The organism is Bradyrhizobium sp. Y36 (genome assembly GCF_002531575.1).
Classification (GTDB): Bacteria; Pseudomonadota; Alphaproteobacteria; order Rhizobiales; family Xanthobacteraceae; genus Bradyrhizobium.
This window is the reverse complement of sequence record NZ_NWTI01000021.1, coordinates 116,829-140,659: the sequence shown is the minus strand read 5'-3', so window position 1 is coordinate 140,659 and position 23,831 is coordinate 116,829. Positions and strand designations below refer to the sequence as shown.

At 65.3% G+C, this 23,831-nt stretch carries 22 protein-coding genes; 13 read left to right on the top strand and 9 right to left on the bottom strand.

The annotated features are described in order from the left end of the window. The 3 genes from CO669_RS28605 to CO669_RS28595 all read left to right on the top strand — a co-directional run bounded on the left by CO669_RS28605 (position 1) and on the right by CO669_RS28595 (position 2,480). Positions 1 to 585, top strand: coding sequence for a CoA-binding protein (locus tag CO669_RS28605; RefSeq protein WP_097663277.1), 585 nt, complete (start codon positions 1 to 3; stop codon positions 583 to 585). A gap of 149 nt (positions 586 to 734) precedes the next feature. After that, complete coding sequence (locus CO669_RS28600; RefSeq protein WP_097663276.1) at positions 735 to 2,015, top strand: O-acetylhomoserine aminocarboxypropyltransferase; 1,281 nt, start codon at positions 735 to 737, stop codon at positions 2,013 to 2,015. A gap of 120 nt (positions 2,016 to 2,135) precedes the next feature. After that, on the top strand, positions 2,136 to 2,480 hold the full coding sequence (locus tag CO669_RS28595; RefSeq protein WP_097663275.1) for a hypothetical protein: 345 nt from the start codon (positions 2,136 to 2,138) through the stop codon (positions 2,478 to 2,480). Between the two features lie 23 nt (positions 2,481 to 2,503). Here CO669_RS28595 and CO669_RS28590 read toward each other — a convergent pair whose 3' ends face one another. Next, positions 2,504 to 3,586: a COX15/CtaA family protein gene (locus CO669_RS28590; RefSeq protein WP_097663274.1), complete on the bottom strand. Its 1,083-nt coding sequence runs from the start codon at positions 3,584 to 3,586 to the stop codon at positions 2,504 to 2,506. A 104-nt stretch (positions 3,587 to 3,690) separates the two neighbouring features. Between CO669_RS28590 and CO669_RS28585 the strand changes: the two genes are divergently transcribed. After that, positions 3,691 to 3,912, top strand: a complete 222-nt coding sequence (locus tag CO669_RS28585; protein WP_097663273.1) for a DUF2842 domain-containing protein — start codon at positions 3,691 to 3,693, stop codon at positions 3,910 to 3,912. On the opposite strand, the gene CO669_RS28580 is transcribed toward CO669_RS28585, so the two are convergent. After that, entirely contained in the window at positions 3,896 to 4,945 is a 1,050-nt protein-coding gene (locus CO669_RS28580; RefSeq protein WP_097663272.1) for a polysaccharide deacetylase family protein, read from the bottom strand. The genes CO669_RS28585 and CO669_RS28580 overlap by 17 nt on opposite strands. A 133-nt stretch (positions 4,946 to 5,078) precedes the next feature. Between CO669_RS28580 and CO669_RS28575 the strand changes: the two genes are divergently transcribed. Continuing rightward, positions 5,079 to 6,260, top strand: a complete 1,182-nt coding sequence (locus CO669_RS28575) for a GNAT family N-acetyltransferase (RefSeq protein WP_097663271.1) — start codon at positions 5,079 to 5,081, stop codon at positions 6,258 to 6,260. Positions 6,261 to 6,397: 137 nt separating this feature from the next. Here CO669_RS28575 and CO669_RS28570 read toward each other — a convergent pair whose 3' ends face one another. Then, positions 6,398 to 8,692 carry a GumC family protein gene (locus CO669_RS28570; protein ID WP_097663270.1) on the bottom strand — a complete coding sequence of 765 codons (2,295 nt, stop codon included), beginning with the start codon at positions 8,690 to 8,692 and terminating at the stop codon, positions 6,398 to 6,400. A gap of 205 nt (positions 8,693 to 8,897) precedes the next feature. Here CO669_RS28570 and CO669_RS28565 point away from each other — a divergent pair, with 205 nt between their 5' ends. The 3 genes from CO669_RS28565 to CO669_RS28555 all read left to right on the top strand — a co-directional run bounded on the left by CO669_RS28565 (position 8,898) and on the right by CO669_RS28555 (position 13,113). After that, a complete protein-coding gene (locus CO669_RS28565; RefSeq protein ID WP_097663269.1) occupies positions 8,898 to 10,031 on the top strand; it encodes a glycosyltransferase family 4 protein in 1,134 nt (377 codons plus the stop codon). Between the two features lie 117 nt (positions 10,032 to 10,148). After that, entirely contained in the window at positions 10,149 to 11,696 is a 1,548-nt protein-coding gene (locus tag CO669_RS28560; protein WP_198964307.1) for an undecaprenyl-phosphate glucose phosphotransferase, read from the top strand. Between the two features lie 160 nt (positions 11,697 to 11,856). Further along, on the top strand, positions 11,857 to 13,113 hold the full coding sequence (locus CO669_RS28555; protein WP_198964306.1) for an O-antigen ligase family protein: 1,257 nt from the start codon (positions 11,857 to 11,859) through the stop codon (positions 13,111 to 13,113). Here the strand turns inward: CO669_RS28555 and CO669_RS28550 are convergent. Further along, the gene (locus CO669_RS28550) at positions 13,082 to 13,558 is read right to left on the bottom strand and encodes a MarR family transcriptional regulator (RefSeq protein ID WP_198964305.1); all 477 of its coding nucleotides are present in this window, start codon (positions 13,556 to 13,558) and stop codon (positions 13,082 to 13,084) included. The genes CO669_RS28555 and CO669_RS28550 overlap by 32 nt on opposite strands. A 147-nt stretch (positions 13,559 to 13,705) precedes the next feature. On the opposite strand from CO669_RS28550, the gene CO669_RS28545 reads away from it, so the two are divergent. Beyond that, on the top strand, positions 13,706 to 14,902 hold the full coding sequence (locus tag CO669_RS28545) for an FAD-dependent monooxygenase (RefSeq protein WP_097663265.1): 1,197 nt from the start codon (positions 13,706 to 13,708) through the stop codon (positions 14,900 to 14,902). A 134-nt stretch (positions 14,903 to 15,036) separates the two neighbouring features. Here CO669_RS28545 and CO669_RS28540 read toward each other — a convergent pair whose 3' ends face one another. The 4 genes from CO669_RS28540 to CO669_RS28525 are packed head-to-tail and all read right to left on the bottom strand — an operon-like array spanning position 15,037 to position 19,011. Further along, positions 15,037 to 16,212, bottom strand: coding sequence for a saccharopine dehydrogenase family protein (locus CO669_RS28540; RefSeq protein ID WP_097663264.1), 1,176 nt, complete (start codon positions 16,210 to 16,212; stop codon positions 15,037 to 15,039). Between the two features lie 5 nt (positions 16,213 to 16,217). Next, entirely contained in the window at positions 16,218 to 17,396 is a 1,179-nt protein-coding gene (locus CO669_RS28535) for a saccharopine dehydrogenase family protein (RefSeq protein ID WP_097663263.1), read from the bottom strand. A 9-nt stretch (positions 17,397 to 17,405) separates the two neighbouring features. Next, a complete protein-coding gene (locus CO669_RS28530; RefSeq protein ID WP_097663262.1) occupies positions 17,406 to 18,188 on the bottom strand; it encodes a DUF169 domain-containing protein in 783 nt (260 codons plus the stop codon). A 55-nt stretch (positions 18,189 to 18,243) separates the two neighbouring features. After that, positions 18,244 to 19,011 (bottom strand): YdcF family protein, encoded by a 768-nt coding sequence (locus CO669_RS28525; RefSeq protein WP_198964312.1) that lies wholly within the window; start codon positions 19,009 to 19,011, stop codon positions 18,244 to 18,246. 167 nt (positions 19,012 to 19,178) lie between these two features. Between CO669_RS28525 and CO669_RS28520 the strand changes: the two genes are divergently transcribed. From CO669_RS28520 to CO669_RS28510, 3 genes are all read left to right on the top strand, one after another. Next, positions 19,179 to 20,120: an acetamidase/formamidase family protein gene (locus tag CO669_RS28520; RefSeq protein ID WP_097663260.1), complete on the top strand. Its 942-nt coding sequence runs from the start codon at positions 19,179 to 19,181 to the stop codon at positions 20,118 to 20,120. A gap of 200 nt (positions 20,121 to 20,320) precedes the next feature. Continuing rightward, on the top strand, positions 20,321 to 20,518 hold the full coding sequence (locus tag CO669_RS28515) for a hypothetical protein (protein ID WP_007603456.1): 198 nt from the start codon (positions 20,321 to 20,323) through the stop codon (positions 20,516 to 20,518). 75 nt (positions 20,519 to 20,593) lie between these two features. Then, entirely contained in the window at positions 20,594 to 21,070 is a 477-nt protein-coding gene (locus CO669_RS28510) for a GcrA family cell cycle regulator (RefSeq protein ID WP_097663259.1), read from the top strand. 280 nt (positions 21,071 to 21,350) lie between these two features. Here CO669_RS28510 and CO669_RS28505 read toward each other — a convergent pair whose 3' ends face one another. Then, positions 21,351 to 22,907 (bottom strand): porin, encoded by a 1,557-nt coding sequence (locus CO669_RS28505; protein WP_097663258.1) that lies wholly within the window; start codon positions 22,905 to 22,907, stop codon positions 21,351 to 21,353. 396 nt (positions 22,908 to 23,303) lie between these two features. Here CO669_RS28505 and CO669_RS28500 point away from each other — a divergent pair, with 396 nt between their 5' ends. Further along, on the top strand, positions 23,304 to 23,810 hold the full coding sequence (locus CO669_RS28500; protein WP_097663257.1) for a MarR family winged helix-turn-helix transcriptional regulator: 507 nt from the start codon (positions 23,304 to 23,306) through the stop codon (positions 23,808 to 23,810). Positions 23,811 to 23,831: the final 21 nt, after the last annotated feature.

Genomic DNA, 23,831 nt, shown 5'->3' with positions numbered 1-23,831 from the left:
ATGAACCACGACGCCTATCCCGACAATTACATCCGCGGCATCCTCAACGGCGTGAAGTCGATCGCGATGGTCGGCGCCTCGCCCATCAACGTGCGCCCGAGCTATTTCGCGTTCAAATACCTCGCGCAGCGCGGCTACGACATGATCCCGGTGAACCCCGGTCATGTCGGCAAGGAGCTGCTGGGAAAGCCGTTCGTCGCGTCGCTCTCCGACATCGGCCGTCCCGTCGACATGATCGACATCTTCCGCAACTCCAGCCACCTCATGCCTGTCGTCGAAGAGGCGCTCACGCTCGATCCGCTGCCCAAGGTGATCTGGATGCAGCTTGGTGCACGCGACGACGCCGCGGCGGCGAAGGCGGAATCGGTCGGTATCAAGGTGGTGATGAACCGCTGCCCCAAGATCGAATATGGCCGGCTGTCGTCCGAAATCTCCTGGATGGGCGTGAATTCGCGCACGCTCAGTTCCAAGCGCGCGCCGGCACCGACGCAAGGCATGCGGCTGTCCCTCAACCGGATGAGTGTCGGCGGTGGCGACACCGCCGCATCCGATCGCGCGGCCAAGAACAAGAGCGAGCAAAGCTGACGCAATCGCGAAGCGTTCATTTCGCGAACGCGGCAATGCGTAGCAGGATCATTCCCAAATCATCCTGATGTGAAGCGGCGCCTTGACGGCGAGCGCGGCGCCCATCAGCATGCCGCGCGATTTCAGATCACAAGAACAGGACGCCCTCAATGAGCGATCGCCTTCCGGGATTTTCGACCCTCGCCGTGCATGCCGGTGCACAGCCCGACCCCACCACCGGCGCGCGCGCGACTCCGATTTATCAAACCACCTCGTTCGTCTTCAACGACGCCGACCACGCCGCCTCGCTGTTCGGCCTGCAGGCGTTCGGCAACATCTATACCCGCATCGGCAACCCGACCAACGCGGTGCTGGAGGAGCGCGTCGCCGCGCTCGAAGGCGGCACGGCTGCGCTGGCGGTGGCCTCGGGTCATGCCGCACAGGTCGTGGTGCTGCAGCAACTGCTGCAGCCGGGCGACGAGTTCATCGCAGCGCGAAAGCTCTATGGCGGCTCGATCAACCAGTTCACGCACGCGTTCAAGAGCTTCGGCTGGAACGTGGTGTGGGCTGATCCCGATGACATCGCGAGCTTCGAGCGCGCGGTGACCCCGCGCACCAAGGCGATCTTCATCGAGTCCATCGCCAATCCCGGCGGGAGCATCACCGACATCGAGGCGATCTCGACGGTCGCACGCAAGGCGGGCGTGCCGCTGATCGTCGACAACACGCTGGCCTCGCCCTATCTGATCCGCCCGATCGACCACGGCGCCGACATCGTCGTGCACTCGCTGACGAAGTTCCTCGGCGGCCACGGCAATTCGCTCGGCGGCATCATCGTGGACGCCGGCACCTTCGACTGGTCCACGGGCGGCAAGTACCCGATGCTCTCGGAGCCGCGGCCCGAATATCACGGCATCCGGCTGCAGGAGACCTTCGGCAATTTCGCCTTCGCGATCGCCTGCCGCGTGCTGGGCTTGCGCGATCTCGGCCCCGCACTGTCACCGTTCAACGCCTTCATGATCCTGACCGGCATCGAGACGCTGCCGCTGCGCATGCAGCGGCATTGCGACAATGCCAAAGCGGTCGCCGAATTCCTCGCCGGCCATCCGGCGGTGGCCTCTGTCAGCTATGCGGGCCTGCCGAGCGACAAGTATCACCAGCTGGCGCGCAAATACGCGCCGAAGGGCGCGGGCGCCGTGTTCACCTTCAGCCTGAAGGGCGGCTACGACGCCGGCGTCAACCTGGTGTCGAAGCTGCAGCTGTTCTCGCACCTCGCCAATGTCGGCGACACCCGCTCGCTCGTCATCCACCCCGCCTCAACCACGCACAGCCAGCTCGACGACGCCGCCAAGGTGAAGTCCGGCGCCGGCCCCGACGTGGTGCGCCTCTCGATCGGCATCGAGGACAAGGAAGACCTGATCGCGGATCTGGAACAGGCGCTGGGGGCGTAGTTGCTGATCTTCCGGGGCGGAGCGCCAAGCCGCCCCGGAAACACGCCGCCGGTTAACAGTCATTAACCATATCTGCCGCATACATCGTCTTTGGATCGCCCCTTTGATTCGGAGCCGACGATGCTGCGCTGGATGCTGCCTGCCCTTGCCGCGATGCTGACGGTTTCAAGCGCGCTCGCTGCTGACTTGCCGGCCACGCCGAAGCGGCGAGCCGCCGCGCAGCAGCAGGAGCCGCCCAAGGTTTGGGTCGACACCGATCCGGATGCGCTGATCTCGCCGGCCCATGGCATCGGAAGCTATATCAGCAACCTGCCGGGCACCCCGCTGCTGCCGGGCTCGCACACGCTGCCCGGCTATTACGGCCGCCCCTGGGATTACGACTATCAGGGCTCGTATTACGGCGGGAAGCAGGTCGATTATTTCTGGCGCTTGCCCTATTCGTGCGGCATCTACGGCTATTGCTGACCTGATCGGCCGGCTGATGGTGATCAGCCGGGCTGACCAGCCGGAACCGCACGCGGCTGCGCCTCGGCAGATTGCCGCGACGCCAGGCGTTCCACCTGCATCACCGCAAGCGTCAGCACTGCGATCGCGACCGCCTGGTGCGACAGCGCAAGATCAATCGGCACCTGGTTGAGCAGCGTGAGGATGCCGAGCACGGCTTGCAGGCCGATCGCCGCAAGCAGCCACAGCGCACCGCTTGCCGCCGCACCTGCGCGCGCGCGCACCGCGTCGATCGCGTGCAGCAGCGCCAGCACGAACAGCGCGTAGGCGGTCATGCGGTGCTCGAACTGCACTGTCAGCACGTTGTCGAACATGTTGCGCCACCACGGCGTCTCGAACCAAAGCCGCTCGCTTGAGGGAATGAACGCGCCGTCGATCTGCGGCCAGGTGTTGTAGGCGCGGCCCGCGCGCAGGCCCGCGACGAGCGCACCGAAATAGACCTGAACGAACGTCACGACGAGCAGCAGCGCGCTCGTGAACCGAAGCCGCGCCGGCGCTGCGATCTGCGGCCGCTCCTTGAGCCGCCGCACGGTCCAGACGATGCCGGCGAAAATCAAGAGCGCGAGCGAAAGATGCGTCGCCAGCCGATATTGCGAGACTTCGACCCGCTCGGTGAGGCCCGAGGCCACCATCCACCAGCCGACCGCGCCCTGCAGGCCGCCAAGCGCGAACAACAGCCACAGCCGCCGCTTCAACTCACCGGAGAGGCCGCCGCGCCAGAGGAAGACCAGGAACGGCAGGAGATAGGCGACGCCGATGAAGCGCCCGAGCAGGCGATGGCTCCACTCCCACCAGAAGATCTCCTTGAACTCGGACAGGGTCATGCCCGCGTTGAGCTCGCGATATTGCGGGATCTTCTTGTAGGCCTCGAACGCCTCGGTCCATTGCGCCTCCGACAGCGGCGGAACGCTGCCCGTGACCGGCTTCCATTCGACGATCGAGAGGCCCGATTCCGTCAGCCGCGTCGCACCGCCCACCAGCACCATCAGCGCAATCAAAGCGGCGACGGAGATCAGCCACCAGCGCACGGCGCGATGCGGCTCGGACGGAGTGGAAATCGTCGTCATTTCAGGAGCAAAACCAGGGTTTCGAGGCTTGAACCGGACTGCGTGCCCCTTATAGTCGCCCGCTCCCGCAGCGCAAGTTACGCGAAAGCCGCAAGTCCTCCGCCATGACGATCCGCACCCGCAAGTTCCTCGGCGCCATCCTGCTCCTGGTGCTGTGCACCGTCTGGGCCCTGCTCGGCATGGCCGCGGCGCAGATGCCGTGGATCGCCGAGTCCGGCTGGCGGCAGGCGATCTATTACGTGGTGGTCGGCATGGGCTGGGTGCTGCCGGCGATGCCGATCGTGAGCTGGATGCAGCGGCCCGATCGCGTCAAGTCTGGCCGGTAGCGCGGCCGGTCGGCTTCACCGGCGCAAAGGCAACGCCCGACACCAGCACGCGCAACATGCGCAGCGAGCGCATGCGGCCGTCCCAGGAGATCCGCGGCAGCGCGCGCAGATTGGTCCGACCCTCCGCGTCCACGATGCCCGGGATCGCCGACGCCGCGCTGGCAAAGCCGGCCTCCTCCGCCATCACGACGTGGCTGCGCCGGAACGAGGCGCGGTCGCCGAACGGAAAGGCGAAATGTTCGACGTTGCGGCGGAAAGCCGATTCCGCGACGGCCTTGCCCATCGTCATCTCGCGCAGTGCCGCATTGTCCTTCATATTGGCGAGCACGGGATAGTTCACGGTCGCGCTGCCGATCGTGACGAGCGGATCGGCGGCAAGCTTTGCCAGATCCTCCCAATTCATCGACGCCTCGCGCGAGAGCGCGGCAAGGTCGATGCGATAGCGCGTGCAGAGATCGGCGATCGCCGCCGACAGATCGGCGGGCGAGAGCGACCGCAGCCAGCTCTCCAGATGCGAGAACAGCACCTGCTTCTCGGCGGGATCGGTGACCACGAAGCGCTGCTCCTTCTCGCCCATCATCAGGCTGATGCGGCTCTCGCGCGTGATCACCTGTTCGAGCCCGAGCCACCAGGCCTCGCCGACGCCGTCGGGAAACGCGGTGGGCAGGTAGATCGTGAAGGGTACGGCGTGCTGCATCAGCACCGGATAGGCGAAATCGATCAGATCCTTGCTGGCGCCGTCGAAGGTGAGCGCCACGAAGCGGCGCTGCTCCGGCAGCGTCACCGCGCGCCGGCAGACCTCGTCCATGCCGAGAAAATCGTACTGCCAGCGCTTCAGCGCGCGAACGGCACGATCGAGGAATTGCGGCGTGATCTCGTGCGCGCGCAGCGGCTGAAAGGCGCCGCGCCGCCGCGGTCGGACGCGTTCGAAGCGCAGGATGGCGCCGGCACCGCGGCTGCCCAGCGCGGCCCGGCCGCTGAACCAGGCGAGCTCGAGGCGCAGCCGTTCCAGCCATCTGTCGTCGGAGGCCAATATCCCCACCCTTCACGCCCTCGAGGCGCCCGTTCCCGCCTCCCATTGTCCTTACCCTTTGTTGACATTTCTTTGCAAAGGTCGGCCACAGGCCGATTGACGTCTATTTCTGATTTCTCGACAGGTTTTGCGGATGACCATGGCTGCGGCGATGCAAAGCCGGACGGCAGAAGCGCCAGCGCGGTCGAAAGCGAGCCGTATCGCGCATGTCGACATCGTCACCGATCTCGACGCCACCGAGGCGGTCTGGCGCGCCTTCGAGGAGCCGGGCCATCTCTTCACGCCCTATCAGCGCTTCGATCTGTTGAGCCCCTGGCAGCGCCTGGTCGGCGCGCGCGAAGGCACGCGCGCCTTCATCGTGATCGGCCGTGACGCCGAGCACAGGCCGCTGCTGCTGCTGCCGCTCTCGCTGCGCCAGAGCCACGGCGTGCGCACCGCCTGTTTCATGGGCGGCAAGCACACGACCTTCAACATGGGCCTGTGGGACGCCGCATGCGCTGCCCAGACCGTTGCTGCCGATCTCGAAACGATGCTGGCGCCGCTCCGTGATCATGTCGACGTGCTCGCGCTGACACAGCAGCCGCTGCGCTGGCGCGACCAGCAAAACCCGTTTGCGCTGCTGCCGCGACAGAGCGCGATCAACGGCTGCCCGCAGCTGGTGATGGAGCCCGGCGGACCGCCGGCATCGCGGCTCAGCAATTCCTTCCGCCGCCGGCTCAAGAGCAAGGAAAAGAAGCTCCAGCCCCTCGCCGGCTATCGCTATCATCTGGCGACGTCCGACGCCGACGTCACCCGCCTGCTCGACTGGTTCTTCCGCGTCAAGCCGGCGCGGATGGCCGAGCAGAAGCTCCCCAACGTGTTCGCCGAGCCTGGTGTCGAACAATTCATCCGCAGCGCTTGCCTCGCGCCCCGCGGCGAAGGCCGCGTCATCGACATCCACGCGCTCGAATGCGACGAGGAGGTGATCGCGATCTTCGCCGGAGTCGCCGACGGCCAGCGCTTCTCGATGATGTTCAACACCTACACGATGTCCGAGCACGCCCGCTACAGCCCGGGCCTGATTCTGATGCGCTACATCATCGATCGCTATGGCGAGCGCGGCTACCGCTCGCTCGACCTCGGCATCGGCTCGGACGACTACAAACGGATGTTCTGCAAGGACGACGAAGAGATCTTTGACAGTTTCGTTCCGCTGACGTCGCGCGGCAAGCTCGCCGCGATGGCGATGTCCTCGCTCAGCCACGGCAAGCGGCTGGTGAAGCAGAACCAGATGCTGTTCGATCTGGCGCGCCGCGTGCGACAGGCGTTCGGGTAAGATCTCTCTGCAAACTCCGATATCGTAGGGTGGGCAAAGCGAAGCGTGCCCACGTGTTTTGTGACCGTATCAAACAGATCGTGGGCACGGCGCAAGCGCGCCTTTGCCCACCCTACGATTCCGAGCTCGTGGAGAGACTAAGCCGCCACGACGCGCGGGGCTTCCGCCGCATTCGACGCCTGCACCGGCTTGCTCAGCATGGTCACCTCGCTGAAGCCGACCGCCTTCAGCTGCTCGCACATCAGTGTGCGCGCATCCGGCGCCATCGACAGATCCGGCACCACGACGGCGCGGGCATGCGCCGTCAGCAGCTCGGCCGGAAGGTCGGAGGCGCTGCCGGCGTCGATCAGGACGTGATCATAGGCGCGCAGCAGCGCGTCGATGGCGAGCGTCACGCGCGGCGATTGCAGCAGGCTGCGGTCGAAGCCGGGACGGCCGGCCATGACCAGATGCAGCCGCGACAGCTTGTCCCGGGTGATCACCTGCGCGAACGACGCCTCGCCCTGCATCAGCTCGGCGAGTCCGGGCGCGGAGGCATCGACGGACACCGCCGCAATCGTCGGCGAGGACGCGGCGAGATCGACCACGACGACACGCGCCTCGCGCGCCAGATGCCGGGCAAGCGTCAGCGTCGACAGCGTGATGGCTTCGCCGGAAGCGGTGCCGAGCACCGTGACCTTCTTGGCCGCCGTGCCTGCGACGCGCAAATCCTCGGCCAGCTGCTCGATCTCGGTGAATTCGGTGACGTCTGCATCATCAGTCATCTCCGGCTGGAGCGGCGCGAGCTCCACCCGAGCGGGCTCGATGCCGAGATCCTCGACCGGATCCACGACCGGCGGGACCGGCGCCTCCTGGCGCACCGGCGCGCGTGCCGGGAGCACCGCCGCCACCGCGCGCGGCGCGGTCTGGCGCAAGAGCTCGCCGGTGACGACGACGCCGGACGACAGCAGCAGCGTCGCGATCGTCGCGATCAGCACGATCGGCAGCTTCTTCGGATAGGCCGGCGTGTTCGAGACGAGCGCGCGCGAGATGATGCGGCCGTCGGTCGGCGCAGTGTCGATGGTTTCGCGGGTATTGGCCTCGCGGTACTTGGCGAGATAGGTCTCGAGCAGATCGCGCTGCGCCTTGGCCTCGCGCTCCAGCGCGCGGAGCTGGACGTCCTGGCCGTTGGTCGAGGTCGCCTGCTTCTTGAGCTGCTCGAGGCTCGTGATCAAGCCATCGACCCGGCCGCTGGCGATCTTCGCGTCGCTTTCGAGCGAGCGCGAGATCTTGGCCGCTTCGTCGCGGATCTGATTGTCGAGGTCACCGAGCTGCGCCTTCAGCTCCTTGATCCGCGGGTGATTGCCGAGCAGCGTGGACGACTGTTCGGCGAGCTGCGCGCGCAGCGTCACCCTCTGCTCCGACAGCCGACGCATCAATTCGGAGTTCACGACCTCGGACGCCTCGATCGGCTTGCCGCTCTGGAGCATCTCCTTGATCAGCCGCGCTTTGGATTCCGCGTCCGCCTTCATCGAACGGGCATTGTTGAGCTGGGTGTTGACCTCGCCCATCTGCTGGTTCGACAGCGTGGTGTTGTTGGTGCCGACGAACAGGCTCGACTTCGAGCGGAAATCCTCGACCCGCGCCTCGGCGTCGGAGACCTTCTTGCGCAGGCTCTCGATCTCGCCGGCCAGCCACTGGCTGGCGTTCTTGGCCTGCTCCTGGCGCACGCCCTGCTGCAGCACGAGATAGCCGTCGGCGATCGAGTTGGCGACACGCACGGCAAGCTCGGGATCGGCGGACTGGAATTCGACCACGATCACGCGCGACTTGTCGACGGCGTAGGCCTGCAGGCGGTCGTAATAGGCGTCGAGCACGCGCTCTTCCGGCGTCATCGAGAACGGATCGCGGCCGATGCCGATCATCGCGGCCAGCGACTTCAGCGGCGAGACCCCCTGCAGCACCGGATCGAATTCGGGTCGCTCGGCGAGCTTGTTCTTCTTGATGATCTCGCGCGCGAGATCGCGCGACAGCACCAGCTGCACCTGGCTGGTGACGGCCTCGGCGTCGAGCGCCTGCCGCTCCTCGGCGCGATCGCTGTTCGGGCGCAGGAATACGTTCTCGCGGCCGTCGATCAAGATGCGGGTCTCGGACTTGTAGCGCGGGGTGACGAGATTGACGACGGCAATGGAGCCGACCAGCGCCAGCAGGGTCGGCACGATGATCCAGGCGCGCTTGCGCGCCAATGCTCCACCGAGCGCATGCAGGTCGATATCGCCGGATTCGATCTGCGGCTGCTTGGTGACGACAGGCGCAGGCCTGACGTCGATCCTGGGCTCGAGCTTTTCCTCTGATTTGGCTTCAGCTTTGGGCGCGACCTCGGCCTTGGGCTTCGCAACGGCGCGCGCAACCACAGCCTTGTCCTTGCCGGCACGCCAGAACGCTATACGCATCGAACACTCCCGCAGGGGCAACGCCACCAAGCTACCTCAACCGCGGCGATTACACTCCATTAAGGTTGCCGCTGGGTTAATCGCGGCATCCGGCGCTCGCAGCGCGCGCGCTCGTCACCGTTTGTTAACCACGAAGGCTCTTAATCCGTCTCGATATTTTCCTAGGAATTGTTCGGCATCCGCCGTCGAGCGCTGGTTCTGATTCATGCCCCCTTCTCCCGACCGGCCGCTTCGTATCCTCCACGCCGTGCGCGCTCCCGTCGGCGGCATCTTCCGCCACATCCTCGACGTCGCCAACGGCCAGGTCGATCGCGGCCATCATGTCGGCATCCTCGCCGATAGCCTCACCGGTGGCGAGCGCGCCGACAAGGCGCTTGCCGAGCTCGCGCCGCGGCTCAAGCTCGGCGTGCACCGCATGGCAATCCGGCGCGAGCCCTCGCCCGACGACGTCCTGGTCTGGCTTCGCATGCGGCGCCTGATCGCCACGCTGAAGCCCGACGTGATGCACGGCCACGGCGCCAAGGCCGGCGCCTTCATCCGCATGCGGCGACGCTCCGACGACACCATCCGCATCTACACGCCGCACGGCGGCTCGCTGCACTATCCCCTCAACACCTTCAAGGGCGAGTTCTACGCGCGGCTCGAGCGTGCGTTGATGGATTCGACCGACCTGTTCCTGTTCGAGAGCGCGTTTGCCCGCGACACCTATCAACGCATCGTCGGCACGCCCAAGGGCGTGGTGCATTGCGTCTTCAATGGCGTCACGCCGGAAGAGTTTGAGCCTGTTGTCACCGCCGAGGATGCGACCGACCTCTGCTATGTCGGCGAGTTCAGGCACATCAAGGGCGCCGATCTCCTGGTCGACGCCTTGGCGCGCCTGCATGAAGGCGGCAAGAAGGTCACGCTGACGCTCGGCGGCGACGGCGAGGAAACGGCGGCGCTGAAGGCGCAGGTCGAGCGGCTTGGCCTCACCGAGGCGATCCGATTCATCGGGCACGTCAAGGCGCGCTACGGCTTCTCCAAGGGGCGGCTGCTCGTCGTCCCCTCGCGCGGCGATTCCATGCCCTATGTGGTGATTGAGGCCGGCGCGGCCGGAATTCCCATGATCGCGGCCCGCATCGGCGGCATCCCCGAGATCTTCGGCAGCGACAGCCCCGCTCTGTTCGCGCCGAGCAACCCCGAGGCGATGGCGGAGGCAATCGCCGCGGCGCTCGATGACCCGCAGACCACAGCACAGCGCGCGGTCTCCCTGCGCGGCCGAATCTCCGCGCATTTCTCGCAAGCCGCGATGGTCGAGGGCGTGATCGCCGGTTATCGCGACGCATTTGCCAATCATTAACCATCCTTAAGCCCGCTTTAGAGAATCTTCCGATTTGTTCGATAATCGAAGGTCCAGGGGATGCTCGCCCGGGCGCTCAAGGCCGTGCCGCGGGCTTTGGAATGGACGTGGACGCCCGTGGAACCGCTCAACGCACGCTCGATGCTCGACGCCGCGACCAGCGCTGCGGCGAAGCCCGCTGACCAACCTTTCGTCGAGCGCCGTCGCCGGCTGACGCCCGCTGCGCTCGAAGTCGTCAACCAGAAGGTCGCCCGCGCCTATTCGCCGATCGTGATCGCCGGCTTCGTGCGCCTGACCGACTTCGCCTTGCTGAGCCTCGTCGGCATCGCGCTCTATGCCGGCTATGTGATGCCGCACGCCGGCTTCAACTGGCTCTATCCTGCCGAGATCGTCGCGGTGGCGGTCGCCGCCGTGATCTGCTTCCAGGCCGCCGACATCTATCAGGTGCAGCTGTTCCGCGGGCAGCTCCGGCAGATGACGCGGATGATCTCGTCCTGGTCGTTCGTCTTCCTCCTGTTCATCGGCATCTCCTTCTTCGCCAAATACGGCAGCGAGATCTCGCGGCTGTGGCTGGCCGCCTTCTACTTCCTCGGGCTCGCAACGCTGATCGCCGAGCGCCTCGTGCTGCGCTCGCTGGTGCGCGGCTGGGCACGCCAGGGCCGGCTCGACCGCCGCACCATCATCGTCGGCTCCGACAGCAACGGCGAGCAACTGGTCGAAGCACTGAAGGCGCAGCAGGATTCCGACATCCACGTGCTCGGCGTGTTCGACGACCGCAACGACAGCCGCGCGCTCGACACCTGCGCCGGCGCGCGCAAGCTCGGCAAGGTCGACGACATCGTCGAATTCGCCCGCCGCACCCGCGTCGATCTCGTACTGTTCGCGCTGCCGATCTCGGCGGAAACGCGCATCCTGGAGATGCTGAAGAAGCTCTGGGTATTGCCGGTCGACATCCGCCTCTCCGCGCACACCAACAAGCTGCGCTTCCGCCCCCGCTCCTATTCCTATCTCGGCGAGGTGCCGACGCTCGACGTGTTCGAGGCGCCGATCACCGACTGGGACCTGGTGATGAAATGGCTGTTCGACCGCGTGGTCGGCAGCCTCGCCCTGCTCGCGGCGCTGCCGGTGATGGGACTGGTGGCGCTGGCGGTCAAGTTCACCAGTCCCGGTCCGGTGCTATTTCGCCAGAAGCGCTTCGGCTTCAACAACGAGCGCATCGACGTCTACAAGTTCCGCTCGATGTACCATCATCAGGCCGATCCGACCGCCTCCAAGGTGGTGACCAAGAACGATCCGCGCGTCACCCGCGTCGGCCGCTTCATCCGCAAGACCAGCCTCGACGAGCTGCCGCAGCTCTTCAACGTGGTGTTCTCCGGCAACCTCTCCCTGGTCGGGCCGCGCCCGCATGCGGTGCAGGGCAAGCTGCAGAGCCGGCTGTTCGACGAGGCCGTTGACGGCTATTTCGCCCGCCACCGCGTCAAGCCCGGCATCACCGGCTGGGCCCAGATCAACGGCTGGCGCGGCGAGATCGACAACGAAGAGAAGATCCAGAAGCGCGTCGAGTTCGACCTCTACTACATCGAGAACTGGTCGGTGCTGTTCGACCTCTACATTCTCCTGAAAACGCCGATCTCGCTGCTGACCAAGAACGAGAACGCGTATTGAGTTGAGTTCTCCGTCATGCCCCGCGAAAGCGGGGCATCCAGTACGCCGCAGCGGCGGCCGTCTTCTCCAATGGCCGCCACGGAGTACTGGATCGCCCGGTCAAGCCGGGCGATGACAGCCGTGTTTGTGACGACGAGTTGCGTGAGCGTATGAGCATCTGATGGCGTATGCGGCGACGGCCGATGGAGTGAACGCAACCGTACCGGCTGCGCCCGGCGTGCTGGCCCTGCAGCGCGCGCTGGTGTGGCTGGTCGGCGCCTCCGGCGCGGTCGTCTTCATCGAGCCGAGCCCCTACGAGATCATGACGCTGCTCGCGGCCGTCACGTTCTTCGCCACCGGCCTTCGCCTGCGGCTCGCGCTGATGCCGCTGGTCGCACTGCTGGTGCTGCTCAATGTCGGGTACACGATCAGCGCGATCCCGCTGTTCGACAAGTCCGAGGTGGTGAGCTGGATCGCGACCTCCTGGTACATGGCGGTGACCGTGGTGTTCTTCGCCATGGTCATGTCCGAGGACACCGCGGCCCGGCTCGACATGCTCCGTCGCGGCCTCGTGGTCGGCGCGATGATCGCCTCGCTCCTCGCGGTCGCCGGCTACTTCCACCTGATCCCCGGCGGCAACGACCTCCTCACGCTCTACGGCCGCGCCCGCGGCACGTTCAAGGACCCGAACGTGCTCGGCGCCTTCCTGATCCTGCCCGCGCTGTTCTCGCTCCAGAGCGTGGTCTCGGACAAGCTCATCAAGGCGTTCCGCAACGTCATCGCCTTCGGCATCATGTCGCTGGCGATCCTGCTCGCGTTCTCGCGCGCGGCCTGGGGCGGGCTGGTGCTGACCTCCGCCTTCATGCTGGCGCTGATGGTATTGACCAGCCGCACCAACGCGCAGCGCTCGCGCATCATCATCATGGCGATCGTGGCCGCGGTGCTGGGCCTCGCGCTGATCGCGGTGCTGCTGTCATTCGATGCCACAGCCGAGATGTTCAAGCAGCGCGCGAGCTTCGACCAGAGCTACGACGAAGGCCGTTTTGGCCGGTTCGGCCGGCACATCCTCGGTGCGGAGATGGCGCTCGACCTGCCGTTCGGCATCGGCCCCCTGCAATTCCACCGCTTCTTCCCCGAGGACACCCACAACTCCTATCTCAACGCCTTCATGTCCGGCGGCTGGCTATCCGGCGTGTGCTATCCTGCGCTGGTCTTCACCACCGTCATCATGGGCTTCCGGCACATCTTCGTCCGCGTACCCTGGCAGCGCGCCTATCTTGCGGTGTTCTCCGCCTTCATCGGCACGGTCGGAGAAAGCTTCGTGATCGACACCGACCACTGGCGGCACTTCTGGATGATGCTGGGCGCGATGTGGGGCATGATCGCGGCCGCGCAGATCCACAAGATCAGGACTGACGAGGACGGGTCTTCAGCTTGAGCGCCGGACGTTTCTCCGGCGGCGTATCGAGCAGTCCCTTCAGCGCTTCGGTCGCCGCGAGCACGCCCTTGTAGCCCTCGTTGGCGAAGCGCAGCAGCAGGCGCAGCTCCTCGTCGGAATAGGCGACGAAGACCTTCTCCATCGCCTGCTGCATCGGCACGTAGAACTGGCCGATCTTCATGGCCGCCTCCGGCACGACTGCGATGAAGACCTTGCGGCGGTCTTTCTCGTCCCGTTCGCGGCGCACCAGGCCAGCCTTCTCCAGCCGGTCGACGACGCCGGTGATGGCGCCGGTCGTGAGGCCCGTGACCTCGGCGAGCCGGCCTGCGGTGACGCGCCCCTCGAGATAGAGGATGTCCATGCATTCGAGGTCGGAATTGGCAATTCCGGCAACGTTGGCAACGGCTTGCCCATAGAGCACGCCCTGCGCGGACGACCTGCGCATGGCCTCCTCGAGCTCTTGCAGCAGCGCAGTACGCGCCTTCGTCCTTGACAAGGTCGGCCTCATATCTTAGTCGATATATATCTTAGTCACTAAGAGATTTAGCGACCGTAATTTCTCCTAGCACCACGGAAACGTCGGGAGCAAGCCATGTACTATCGTCCCCGCAAGGCCCTGATCATCGGCGCCGGCATTGCCGGCCCCGTGGCCGCGATCCTGCTGCGCCGCGCCGGCATCGAGTCCGCGATCTACGAGGCCTGGCCCTACGCCAAGGGCATCGGCGGCGGCCTTCAGATCGCACCGAACGGCATGCATGTGATGGACGAGATCGGGCTCGCGAAGGAGCTGATCGATCGCGGCTCGGTCGCGGAATCCTTCGACTTCTATTCGCAGGGCGGTGAGCGGCTCGGCTCGATCAACCGCGACATGGCCGAACGCTTCGGCCAGCCCGCGGTGAACGTCTGCCGTGCCACGTTGAACGAGATCCTCATCGACAAGGCCTGGTGCGCCTGCGTCTCGCTCTATTTCGAGAAGCGCCTGATCAAGATCGAGGACCGCGGCGACCAGCCGGTCATCGCCTATTTCGCCGACGGCACCACGGCCGAGGGCGACTTCCTGATCGGTGCGGACGGGGTTCACTCGGTGGCGCGCCGCCAGGTGGTGCCGGACGGACCGCAACCCTTCAACACCGGCCTGATCGGCTTCGGCGGGTTCGTGCCGCACGCCGTGCTCGACGGCAGATCGATCGGCCGGCATGTCGAGACCACGTTCGGCCAGAGCGGCTTCTTCGGCTATGGCTATTGCAGCCCCGATCCGAAGGACGGCGTGATGTGGTGGAGCACGCAGCCGGCCCAAGGCATGGACGCGGCGATGTTTCGCGCGCTCGACCAGGCGACGCTGAAGCAACACCTGCGCGGCTTCCACCGCGGCTGGCACGATCCGATCCCCGACATCATCGAAGCGGCGGAGAACATCGTCGTCACCGACACGCTCGACGTTGCGACCTTGCCGGCCTGGTCGCGCAAGCGCTCCCTGCTGATCGGGGACGCCGCGCACGCCACCAGCCCGCACGCCGGCCAGGGCGCTTCGCTCGCGCTGGAAGATGCGATGCGGCTCGCCCGCCTGATGCAGGACGGCCAGGAGCTCGGCGCCACCTTCCAGGCCTTCGAGGCCGAACGCCGTCCGCGCACTGAGAAGATCGTCGCGATGGCCCGCCGCAACGGCAACAGCAAGCGCGAGTTCAGCGCCACCGGCGCGTGGATCAGGAATCAGATGATGAAATGGCTGCTGCCGCTGGGCTCGAAGAGCATGGATTTCATGTACGCCTATGACGCGCGGGCGGTGTAACAGCAACCTCGGTGTCATCGCCCGCGAAGGCGGGCGATCCAGTATTCCAGAGACGGCAGTGATTGAACCGAGAGGCCGCAGCGTACTGGATGCCCTGCCTTCGCGGGGCATGACAGCGTCTGTGAAGCGGCCACCTACCCCTCCACCTCGAACCTCAGCCCGGCGTTATCCCGCAGCCGCTTGATCAGCCTGTGCTGCATCGCCGCGCCCGGCGTCCAGAGGCCGGCCGGCACGTCGGGCGTGTCGCGCAGCAGGCAGATCGCGCATTCGGAAACCATCTTCGCCGTCGAGGCATATCCGGGATCGAGATCGCCCTTCACCGCCGCGCGAACCTGACGACCGTCGGGCGCGATCGCGACATAGAGCAGGTCGTAATGACCGTTGTCGCGCTCTTCCTTCGACGGGCCCTCACCCGGCTTGAGCGCTTCAGGGCCGGTCTTTTCGCTGTTGGCGGCCATGACGAGCTTCGCATTGGCCAGGCCTTCCTCGCCCGGGCCCGTCAGCACCATCTCGTCGTAGACGAAGTCCCGGCCATAGGGGAATCCCATCAGCATGTTGGAGCGGTGGACGTTGCGCGTGTTGAGGATGGCCATCGCGAATGGAGCCGACCAGGATTGCAGATCCTCTTCGAAAACGGGCTTGTTGCCGCGCGGTTGCTTCGCCCCCTCGAAACCCGGCGTGAATGCGAAGGGATCCTTCAGGATCGAGACCAGGCTGAGATCCTGCGCGACCGCCGCGAATGTGAGCCTCGCACTCGCCGAGGTGCCGCCGGAGAACTTCCAGCTGAGGTCGCGGACGCGTCCCTTGACGCGAGACACAGGCGTTCCGAACACGCGCCTGGCTTCCTCCTGCACGAAGAACGCACCGAGCTCGAACGGGATGGAGTCGAAGCCGCAGGAGAACAGGATGCGCGCGCCGCTCGCCTTGGCGGCCGCCTCATGCTTGTCGATCATCTGCTTCAGCCAGATCGGCTCGCCGCAGAGATCCATGTAGTCGGTGCCGGATGCGACGCAGGCTGCGAGCAGATCGGAGCCATAGAGCTGGTATGGGCCGACGATGCTGACGACCAGCTTGGCCTGATCGACCATCGCCCGCAGCGACGCAGCATCGGCCGTGTCCGCGACGACGAGCGGCGTATCCTTGGGCGCACCGATCGCATCGCGAACGGATGCGAGCTTGTCTCTGCTGCGCCCCGCCATCGCCCAGGTCGGCGCACCGTCACCGACGTATTGCGCGGCAAGGTACTCGGCCACGAGCTGGCCGGTGTACCCCGTCGCGCCGTAGACGACGATGTCGAATTTCGGAGACACCGACCTTACGATTCCACCCTGAACGCCAGCCCGGCATTGTCCTGCAGCCGCTTGATCAGCTTGTGCTGCATCGCAGCTCCCGGCGTCCAGAAGCCGGCCGCGACGTCGGTCACATCGCGCAGCATGCAGATCGCGCATTCGGAGATCATTTTCGAGGTCGAGCCGTAGCCGGGATCGCGGTCGCCGGTGACGCCGGCGCGGACCATGCGGCCGTCGGGCGCGATCGCGACGTAGAGCAGATTGAACAGCCCGTTCTCGCGCTCTTCCTTCGACGGCCCCTCGCCCGGCTTCGGCGCGCTCGGGCCGGTCTTCTCGGCGTTGGCGGCCATCACGCGCTTGGCGTTGGACTCGCCCTTCTCGCCGGGACCGGTCAGAACCATCTCGTCGTAGACAAAATCCTGCCCGTAGGGAAAGCCCATCAGCATGTTGGAGCGATGGACGTTGCGGGTGTTGATCAGCGCCATCATGAACGGCGCAGCCCAGGAGTTCAGGTCCTCTTCGATCAGCGGCTTGTTGCCCTTCGGCTGCTTCGGTCCGGTGAAGCCCGGCGTCAGCGCGAACGGATCGTTCAGGATCGCGATCAAGCTGATGTCCTTGGCCACCGCATCGAAGGTCGCCTTCGCGCTCGCCGCGGTACCGCCCGACAAGGTGCCGCGCATGTCGCGCACACGGCCCTTCACGCGCGCGGCGGGTGCGCCGAACACGCGTTTGGCCTCTTCCTGCACGAAGAAAGTACCGAGCTCGAACGGCACGGAATCGAAGCCGCAGGAGAACACGATGCGCGCGCCGCTCTCTTTCGCCGCCGCCTCGTACTTGTCGATCATCTGCCGCATCCAGATCGGCTCGCCGCAGAGATCGAAATAGTCGGTGCCGGTGGCGACGCAGGCGGCCAACAGCTCTTCGCCATAGAGCTGATACGGGCCGACCGTCGTGATCACCGACATCGTCTGCTCCGCCATCGCCTTCAGCGACGTGGCATCGGATGCGTCCGCAACGATCAGCGGCGTGTCCGCAGACGCACCGATCGCATCACGCACCGACTTGAGCTTGTCGAGGCTGCGGCCCGCCATCGCCCATTTCAGGGACTTGTCGTCCTTGTAATGCGCCGCCAGATATTCGGCGACGAGCTGGCCGGTGAAACCGGTCGCACCGTAGACGACGATGTCGAATTTCGCAGAGCTCATGGTCGTCCCTTACTTTTTCGCGTAACTCACGCCCATGCCGGCACGGACGTCGCTTTGAATGCCATAGGGCGGAATCGGATAGCGCAGGCCGTTCTTGGCCAGCGCCGTCATGCCCTGAACCGCCTTGGCGAGATGCGAAGGCTTCAAGGCCATCAGCATCTCCTCGTCCGGCACGCCGCCATAGCGCCGTTCGGCATAGCATGGCAAGGACAGGCTGGGCTCCCCGGTCTTGAGCGCCCGCCCCCAGGAATCCGCGCAAGCGGTCTCGCCGACGACGCCCCATTCGAATTTCTTGTAGCCGGTATATTGCAGCCCGTTGATCAGGATGATCATCTGCCCGGGCGTCGCATAGACGAGACAGATGTCGGGCGGATCGAGCCTTCCGCTCGCGAGCGGACTGACGGCGAGCGCCTGAAACTGTCCGAACGGAACCACATCCAGCGCCTCCTGGCGCTTGCGCGCGTCCTCCGCGGTGCCGTGCCAGACCCCGACATAGTTTTCACCGGCGAGCCATTTCTCGTCCTGTGGCGCGAGGCCGATCACGGCACGGCACTGCGCGCCGACGAGATCATCGGCGGTGATGCCGACGGTCCAGCCGAGCCGTGAGGCCATGCTGACGATCTGATCGGTGGTGTGGACTGCATTCGGCCGCCGGATCTTCGGGATCGCCTCCATGTCTGCGGCGCGCGCGAACAGCTTCATGCCGATCACAGTCGTCTTCAGCCGCAGCAGGCTGTTGAGATCGGCGACGAGGCCGGCAAGATCGATGCGGTCTGCGCTTTGCTGTTGCATGGCTTCCTCCGGAGCGGTGCGTTCCACCGCATGTTGTTGTTTTGCGGTCTTCGTTCTAGTCCTTCGCAGGGGCCGGAAGCAACTCGCCGGTCCTGCCCATCAGGCGGTAAGCCACGAGGCCGATCCACTCGCGCACGGCGACTTCGGTTCGGCCCAGTCCATCCGCGCCCATGTTGGTGAAGGACAAGAGATCCTCACGTCCGCCCATCCGCCAATCCACCGGATAGGCCTCGACGTCAAATCCGGCCTTGCGGAAGATTCCCATGGAGCGCGGCATGTGAAACGCCGACGTCACCAGAAGCCAGCGCTCGCCCGGCTTCGGCTTCACCAGATCTTTCGTGAAGATCGCATTCTCCCAGGTGTTGCGCGAATTGCGCTCGAGGATCAGGCGATCCTTCGGGATGCCGAGATTCTCCAGGATCGGCGCGGAATAGTCGGCTTCCCTGGCATCGGTGGAGACAAGGTTCGCTGTGCCCCCGGTGAACACGATGCGCGCGTTCGGATAGCGGCGCGCGAGCTCGGCCGGCGCGAACAGACGATCGGCGGCGTGCGCGACGACCGGCGTGCGATGTGCCGCCGACAGATCGGTGTCGACGGAGCCGCCGAGCACGATGATGCCGTCGGGCGCGCCGCGCGCGGCGTCCCACGCCGGAAAGCGCGACTCCAGCGGATAGATCAGGAGATTGCCGAGCGGCGAGAACGCCGCCAGCGCCAGCAGCACCAGCGTGGTCGCGGCCAGCTTGCGGCCGAACGCGGCAAACCGCGTCGCCATCAGCAGCAGCGAGACGATGCCGAGCTCGATCAGAAGGTTGATCGGCAGCAGCGCGGTGCCGATTGTCTTGGACAGAACGAAAAACAGGGGAGCCTCGCTGGAATGGCCGTGCCAGTCTGCGCAGGGCTTGACCCGCCCTGCCATCTTCAGAAATCTTCTTGAAAGAGGATCGATCGCCGGGTCAAGCCCGGCCTGATGAAAGCGACCGGACGCGGCACATGACCCATCATCACCTGCATTCCAGCCCCAAAACCTGCCATTGGGGCTTCTTCGAAGCCGCCCTCGAGCCGGTCCTCACCATCGCGAGCGGCGACGAGGTCACCGTCGACACCATCAGCGGCGGCCCGGACATGCTTCCCGACCGCACCAAGTTTCACATTCCCCCCGAGATGTTCGAGGTTCATGCGAGCAACGAGCGCATGCTGCCCGGCCACATCCTCACCGGGCCGATCGCGATCGAAGGCGCCGAACCCGGCGACGTGCTCGCGGTCGAGATCCTCGACGTTCAGCTCCGGCAGGATTGGGGCTGGAACATGATCAAGCCGTTGTCCGGCACCCTGCCCGACGATTTCCACGAGACGCGCATCCTCAACATTCCGCTCGACCGGACGCGGATGGTGGGGCGCATGCCGTGGGGCCTCGACCTGCCGCTCAAACCCTTCTTCGGCGTGATGGGCGTGTCGCCGCCCCCGAGCTGGGGCCGCATCTCCTCGCTGATTCCGCGCGCGATGGGCGGCAATCTCGACAACAAGGAGCTTGGCACTGGGGCGACGCTCTATCTGCCGGTGTTCGTGCCCGGCGCGATGTTCTCCTGCGGCGACGGCCACGGCGTGCAGGGCGACGGCGAGGTCTGCGTCACCGCGATCGAGACCGCGCTGCAGGGCCGCTTCCGCCTGACGCTGCGCAAGGACCTCAAATTCGACTACCCCCGCGCCGAGACGGCGGCCCACTACATGACCATGGCGATGGACCCCGACCTCGACCAGTGCGTGGTCCGCGCGCTGCGCGACATGATCGCGCTGCTCGGCGAGAAGCGAAACCTCTCGCGCGAGGATGCCTACACACTGTGCAGCCTGGCGGCTGACCTGCGGGTGACCCAGACCGTCAACGGCGCCAAAGGCATCCATTGCATGATCGAAAAGGCCATCGTGCACGGCTGAGCCGGCCCGCTCCTCCCCGCCCCGTCGACGCCCCAACGCTGCCGGACTTCCGCGCGGTGCGCCGAGTCGCAGCGATTTTTCCGTGCGATTCCAACGCGCTGAGCGTCAAGCCAAAGCTGCATTTGACTTCCGCCCCCGAACCTAAATAGAGTCTTAATCGTTACTTTTATGTACCTGAGTAAGAGGCTAGCGTTCGGGCCATGGCCACCGAAAAAGCCGAGACTGACCGTATTCCCGTAACCTTGGCGCTCTCGACCATCACCTACCTGGAGAAGTTGGTGAGACAGGGCACCCACGGCACCAGCGTTCCCGGCGTTGCACGCACCCTGATCGAGGAAGGCATCCGTCTCGCCATCAAGGACGGGCTTTTGTCGATCCGCGACAATGGCAGGACGTGAGCGCGCGCCGGTGCGCGAAGCGGACGGATCTCGAGCGGCGGATGGCCGACATCTGCAACCTGGGACCGTTTACAAATGCCTGTTCTCTCACCCACCTGGACCGACGAACGAATTGAACTTCTGAAGCAGCATTTCGAGGCCGGCCTGTCCTGCCGCGAGATCGCCGCCGACATCGGCGTCAGCCGCAACGCCGTGATCGGCAAGCTGTCCCGCCTCAATCTGACGCGTGGCCGGACTGTCGACGACCGCAAGGTTCAGGACAGAAGCTCGGCGCCGGCAAGGGTGCGGGCCGTGCCGCGGCTGCAATATGAGATGCTCGCCACGATCTACGGCGAGACCGATGCCCCCGCGGTCACAGGTCCCATCGACGAGGCCAATCGCTGCTCGCTGCTGGAGCTGGCGGAGAACCGCTGCCGCTGGCCAATCTCGACGCCGGGTGCCGAGGATTTCTGCTTCTGCGGCAATTCCGCGCCCGACGGTCAGTCCTATTGCGCCGGCCACAGCCGCCTCGCCTACCGGCCGAATTCGCGCGCGCGAATGATGCGCGGGTAAATCGTTGCGCGGGCGTCGCGCGGCGATCCGGAAATGAAAAACCTCCGGCGGGGCATCGCCGGAGGTCTCTGGAGGCTTAGCGTGAAGCTAAGAGCCGCAACTTTCGTATTTGGCCAGGAGCTATATAGCTTACTAACTCATGTAAGTAAATTAATTTGACGCCATTGAATCGCATAGCTCGTCTTCGTCCGTCGCAAGGGCGATCGGGATTGCGAGAGCCGCCACAAAAAAGCCCCGGCGGTTTCCCGCCGGGGCCTTGTCGCATCGATGGACGTCAAGCTTACCAGTTGCGCTGGGCGCGCAGCAGCAGGCTGTAGGTGTCCTGGTCCTTCAGCTGGTAGGTCGCCGCCGGCTTGGCGACGCCCGTCAGCGCACCGGTCGTGATCACGCCCGAATACTTCTGATCGAGGTGGCTGTAGGTGAAGTCAGCCGAGAAGGTCAGGTTCTTCACCGGCGTCCAGCGGGTGATGACACCGACCTGGCCGATGTTGAAGTCCGGGTTGCAGGTGCCGGTCAGGGTGGCGAACGCGGCGCTGCCGCAGATCAGGCCCTTCGCGGTGCCGCTGTAGTTGACCGCAGCCCACGCGCCGTAAAGCGCCGTGTTCCAGTACGGGCTCCAGTTGTGGGTGTAGGCACCCCGGAAGCCGTAGGTCTTGGTCAGCTCGAGCTGGCCGCCCGGCGCGAACACCGCGTCGGACACGCCGGCGAAGCCGATGCTCTGGTAGGCGGCATTCGAGCTGCCGAACATCGAGTAGCTGGTCGCAGCCAGCTCCTGGAAGTTGTAGCGGCTCGCACCCTCGGTGTAGACGCCCGAGATGTTGATCACGTCGCCGGCACCGGTCGGGATGTTCTTGATGCCCAAGGCGAGCTGAACGGCCCAGCCCCACTTGTCTTCGGGATGACCGGTGGCTTCGGAGGCGCCGTAATAGGCGACATGGTTGTCGTGCGCTGCGACCGACGCCTGGAACAGGCCCCAGGCCTGATCGACGCGAACCATCGCGACGAGGTCGGGCGAGCGGCTGCCGCCGATGTCGTTCGAGCCGTACGCACCGCCGAGCACGCCGGTGGTGGACATGCCGGCCGTGTTCCAGAGGCTGGTCTGGTAGACCTGCGTCTGGTCCTGCGCCGAGAACGCCGCCGTGATGCCCTGGCCGAAATCGGCCGTGTAGGTGAACTGCGCGACACCGTTGGTGGAGCCGCTGCCGCCGACGAGCTGGTCGAAGTTGTTGCCGGGATAGTTGATCCAGGGCGCGTCGAACTGCGACACCGCCTTACCCATGGTGAAGCCGGCGAACTGGATGAAGGCGTAGTAGACGCCGAGCGCGCCGCCGGAGAGGTTGCCGTCGGTGCCGTTGATGGCGCCGCCGCCCGAACCGGTGAGGCCGGTGCCGGCCGCGTTGAGGCCGACCGTGCCGCTGTACTGGGTCGCGCCGGTGGCCGAACCCGTTCCGCCGTAGTTACCGGTGGTCCAGGTGAACACCGCGTCGAAGTAGGTGCGGACGACGCCGTATTCGGTCGAGGTGCGCGTGTCGATGTTGAGATCTTCACGGGCGCGCATCGAATAGTAGTTGTTCAGGCGGTTGTTGGCCGCGAACACGCCGTTGTACTGGGCGCTGTAGTTACCGCCGGCGTTGAGCGCGACTTCCGCACGCACATAGCCGCCCAGCTTGATGCAGGTGTCGGTCCCCGGGATGTAGTAGTAGCCCGCGCCATACAGCGAGCAGATCTTGACGTACTCGACCGCCTTGGCCTTGACCGGAAGATCGGCCGCCTGGGCTCCACCGACGGCGATCAGACCCGCCGCAGTGCCGAGCAAAAGGCTCTTCACCACTCTCATATAAAAACCTCCAAGTTGCGGAGACCGGACCGTGAGGCCCCCCAGATCCCCATCTCTCAATTCCGCCCGGCCGGCTTTCGGACACCCTCGGCTTTCGACGCGAGGAACGTGAGCGAACCACCTGCAGCGGGACGATCGAGTACCCCCCACCGTCGGGGAACAATATGCAGCGCGTCGTTCGCTAATCAAAATAGTTTATTAGATCAGCTTTATGGTTTCGCCCGACCTGTGCTCCGCGCGCCACACCGTATGTCTGCGGACCCAATCCCTGAGCTGATCATCTTTGTAATTTTAATGACGAAATTACCCTGCCCTGCACTTGCGTCAGAGCAGGCTTGCGTGGACTATGGCCCTCCCCGAACACCGGCCTGAACTATCGTTCACTGGAGTGATGCTGTGTCCGCGACGAGGAAAGAAGGAGCGCGAATGCGCTCGGTCGGCAACCTGGATATCATCCGGCGTTTCACCTGGGAGATATCGTCGATCAACATGCACCTGGAGGAATTGCGGCAGTTCTGGGCGAAGACGCTCGGCATCAGCGGCCCGCAATGGCTGATTCTGATGGCCATCTCCGACCTCGACAAGGACGACGGCATCCCGGTCAACCTCGTCTCCAAGCTGCTCCACGTGGATCCGTCCTTCATCACCACGCAGTCCAAGCTGCTCGAGAAGAAGGGCCTGCTCCGCCGTCGCCCCTCGCCGACCGACGCCCGCGTGGTGCGGTTGTCGCTGACCGACAAGACGCAGAAGCATATCGCGAGCCTGCACGAGCAGTACAAGACGATTCGCGAATTCGTCTTCCAGGAGTTCGACGAGGACGAACTGACGGAGTTCACGGCAAAGCTCGCGACGCTGAAGAACCGCCTCGAGAAGGCCTGCGTCCGGATCTCGCTCGACTTCTGAAACCGGACCGGCCGAACCGGG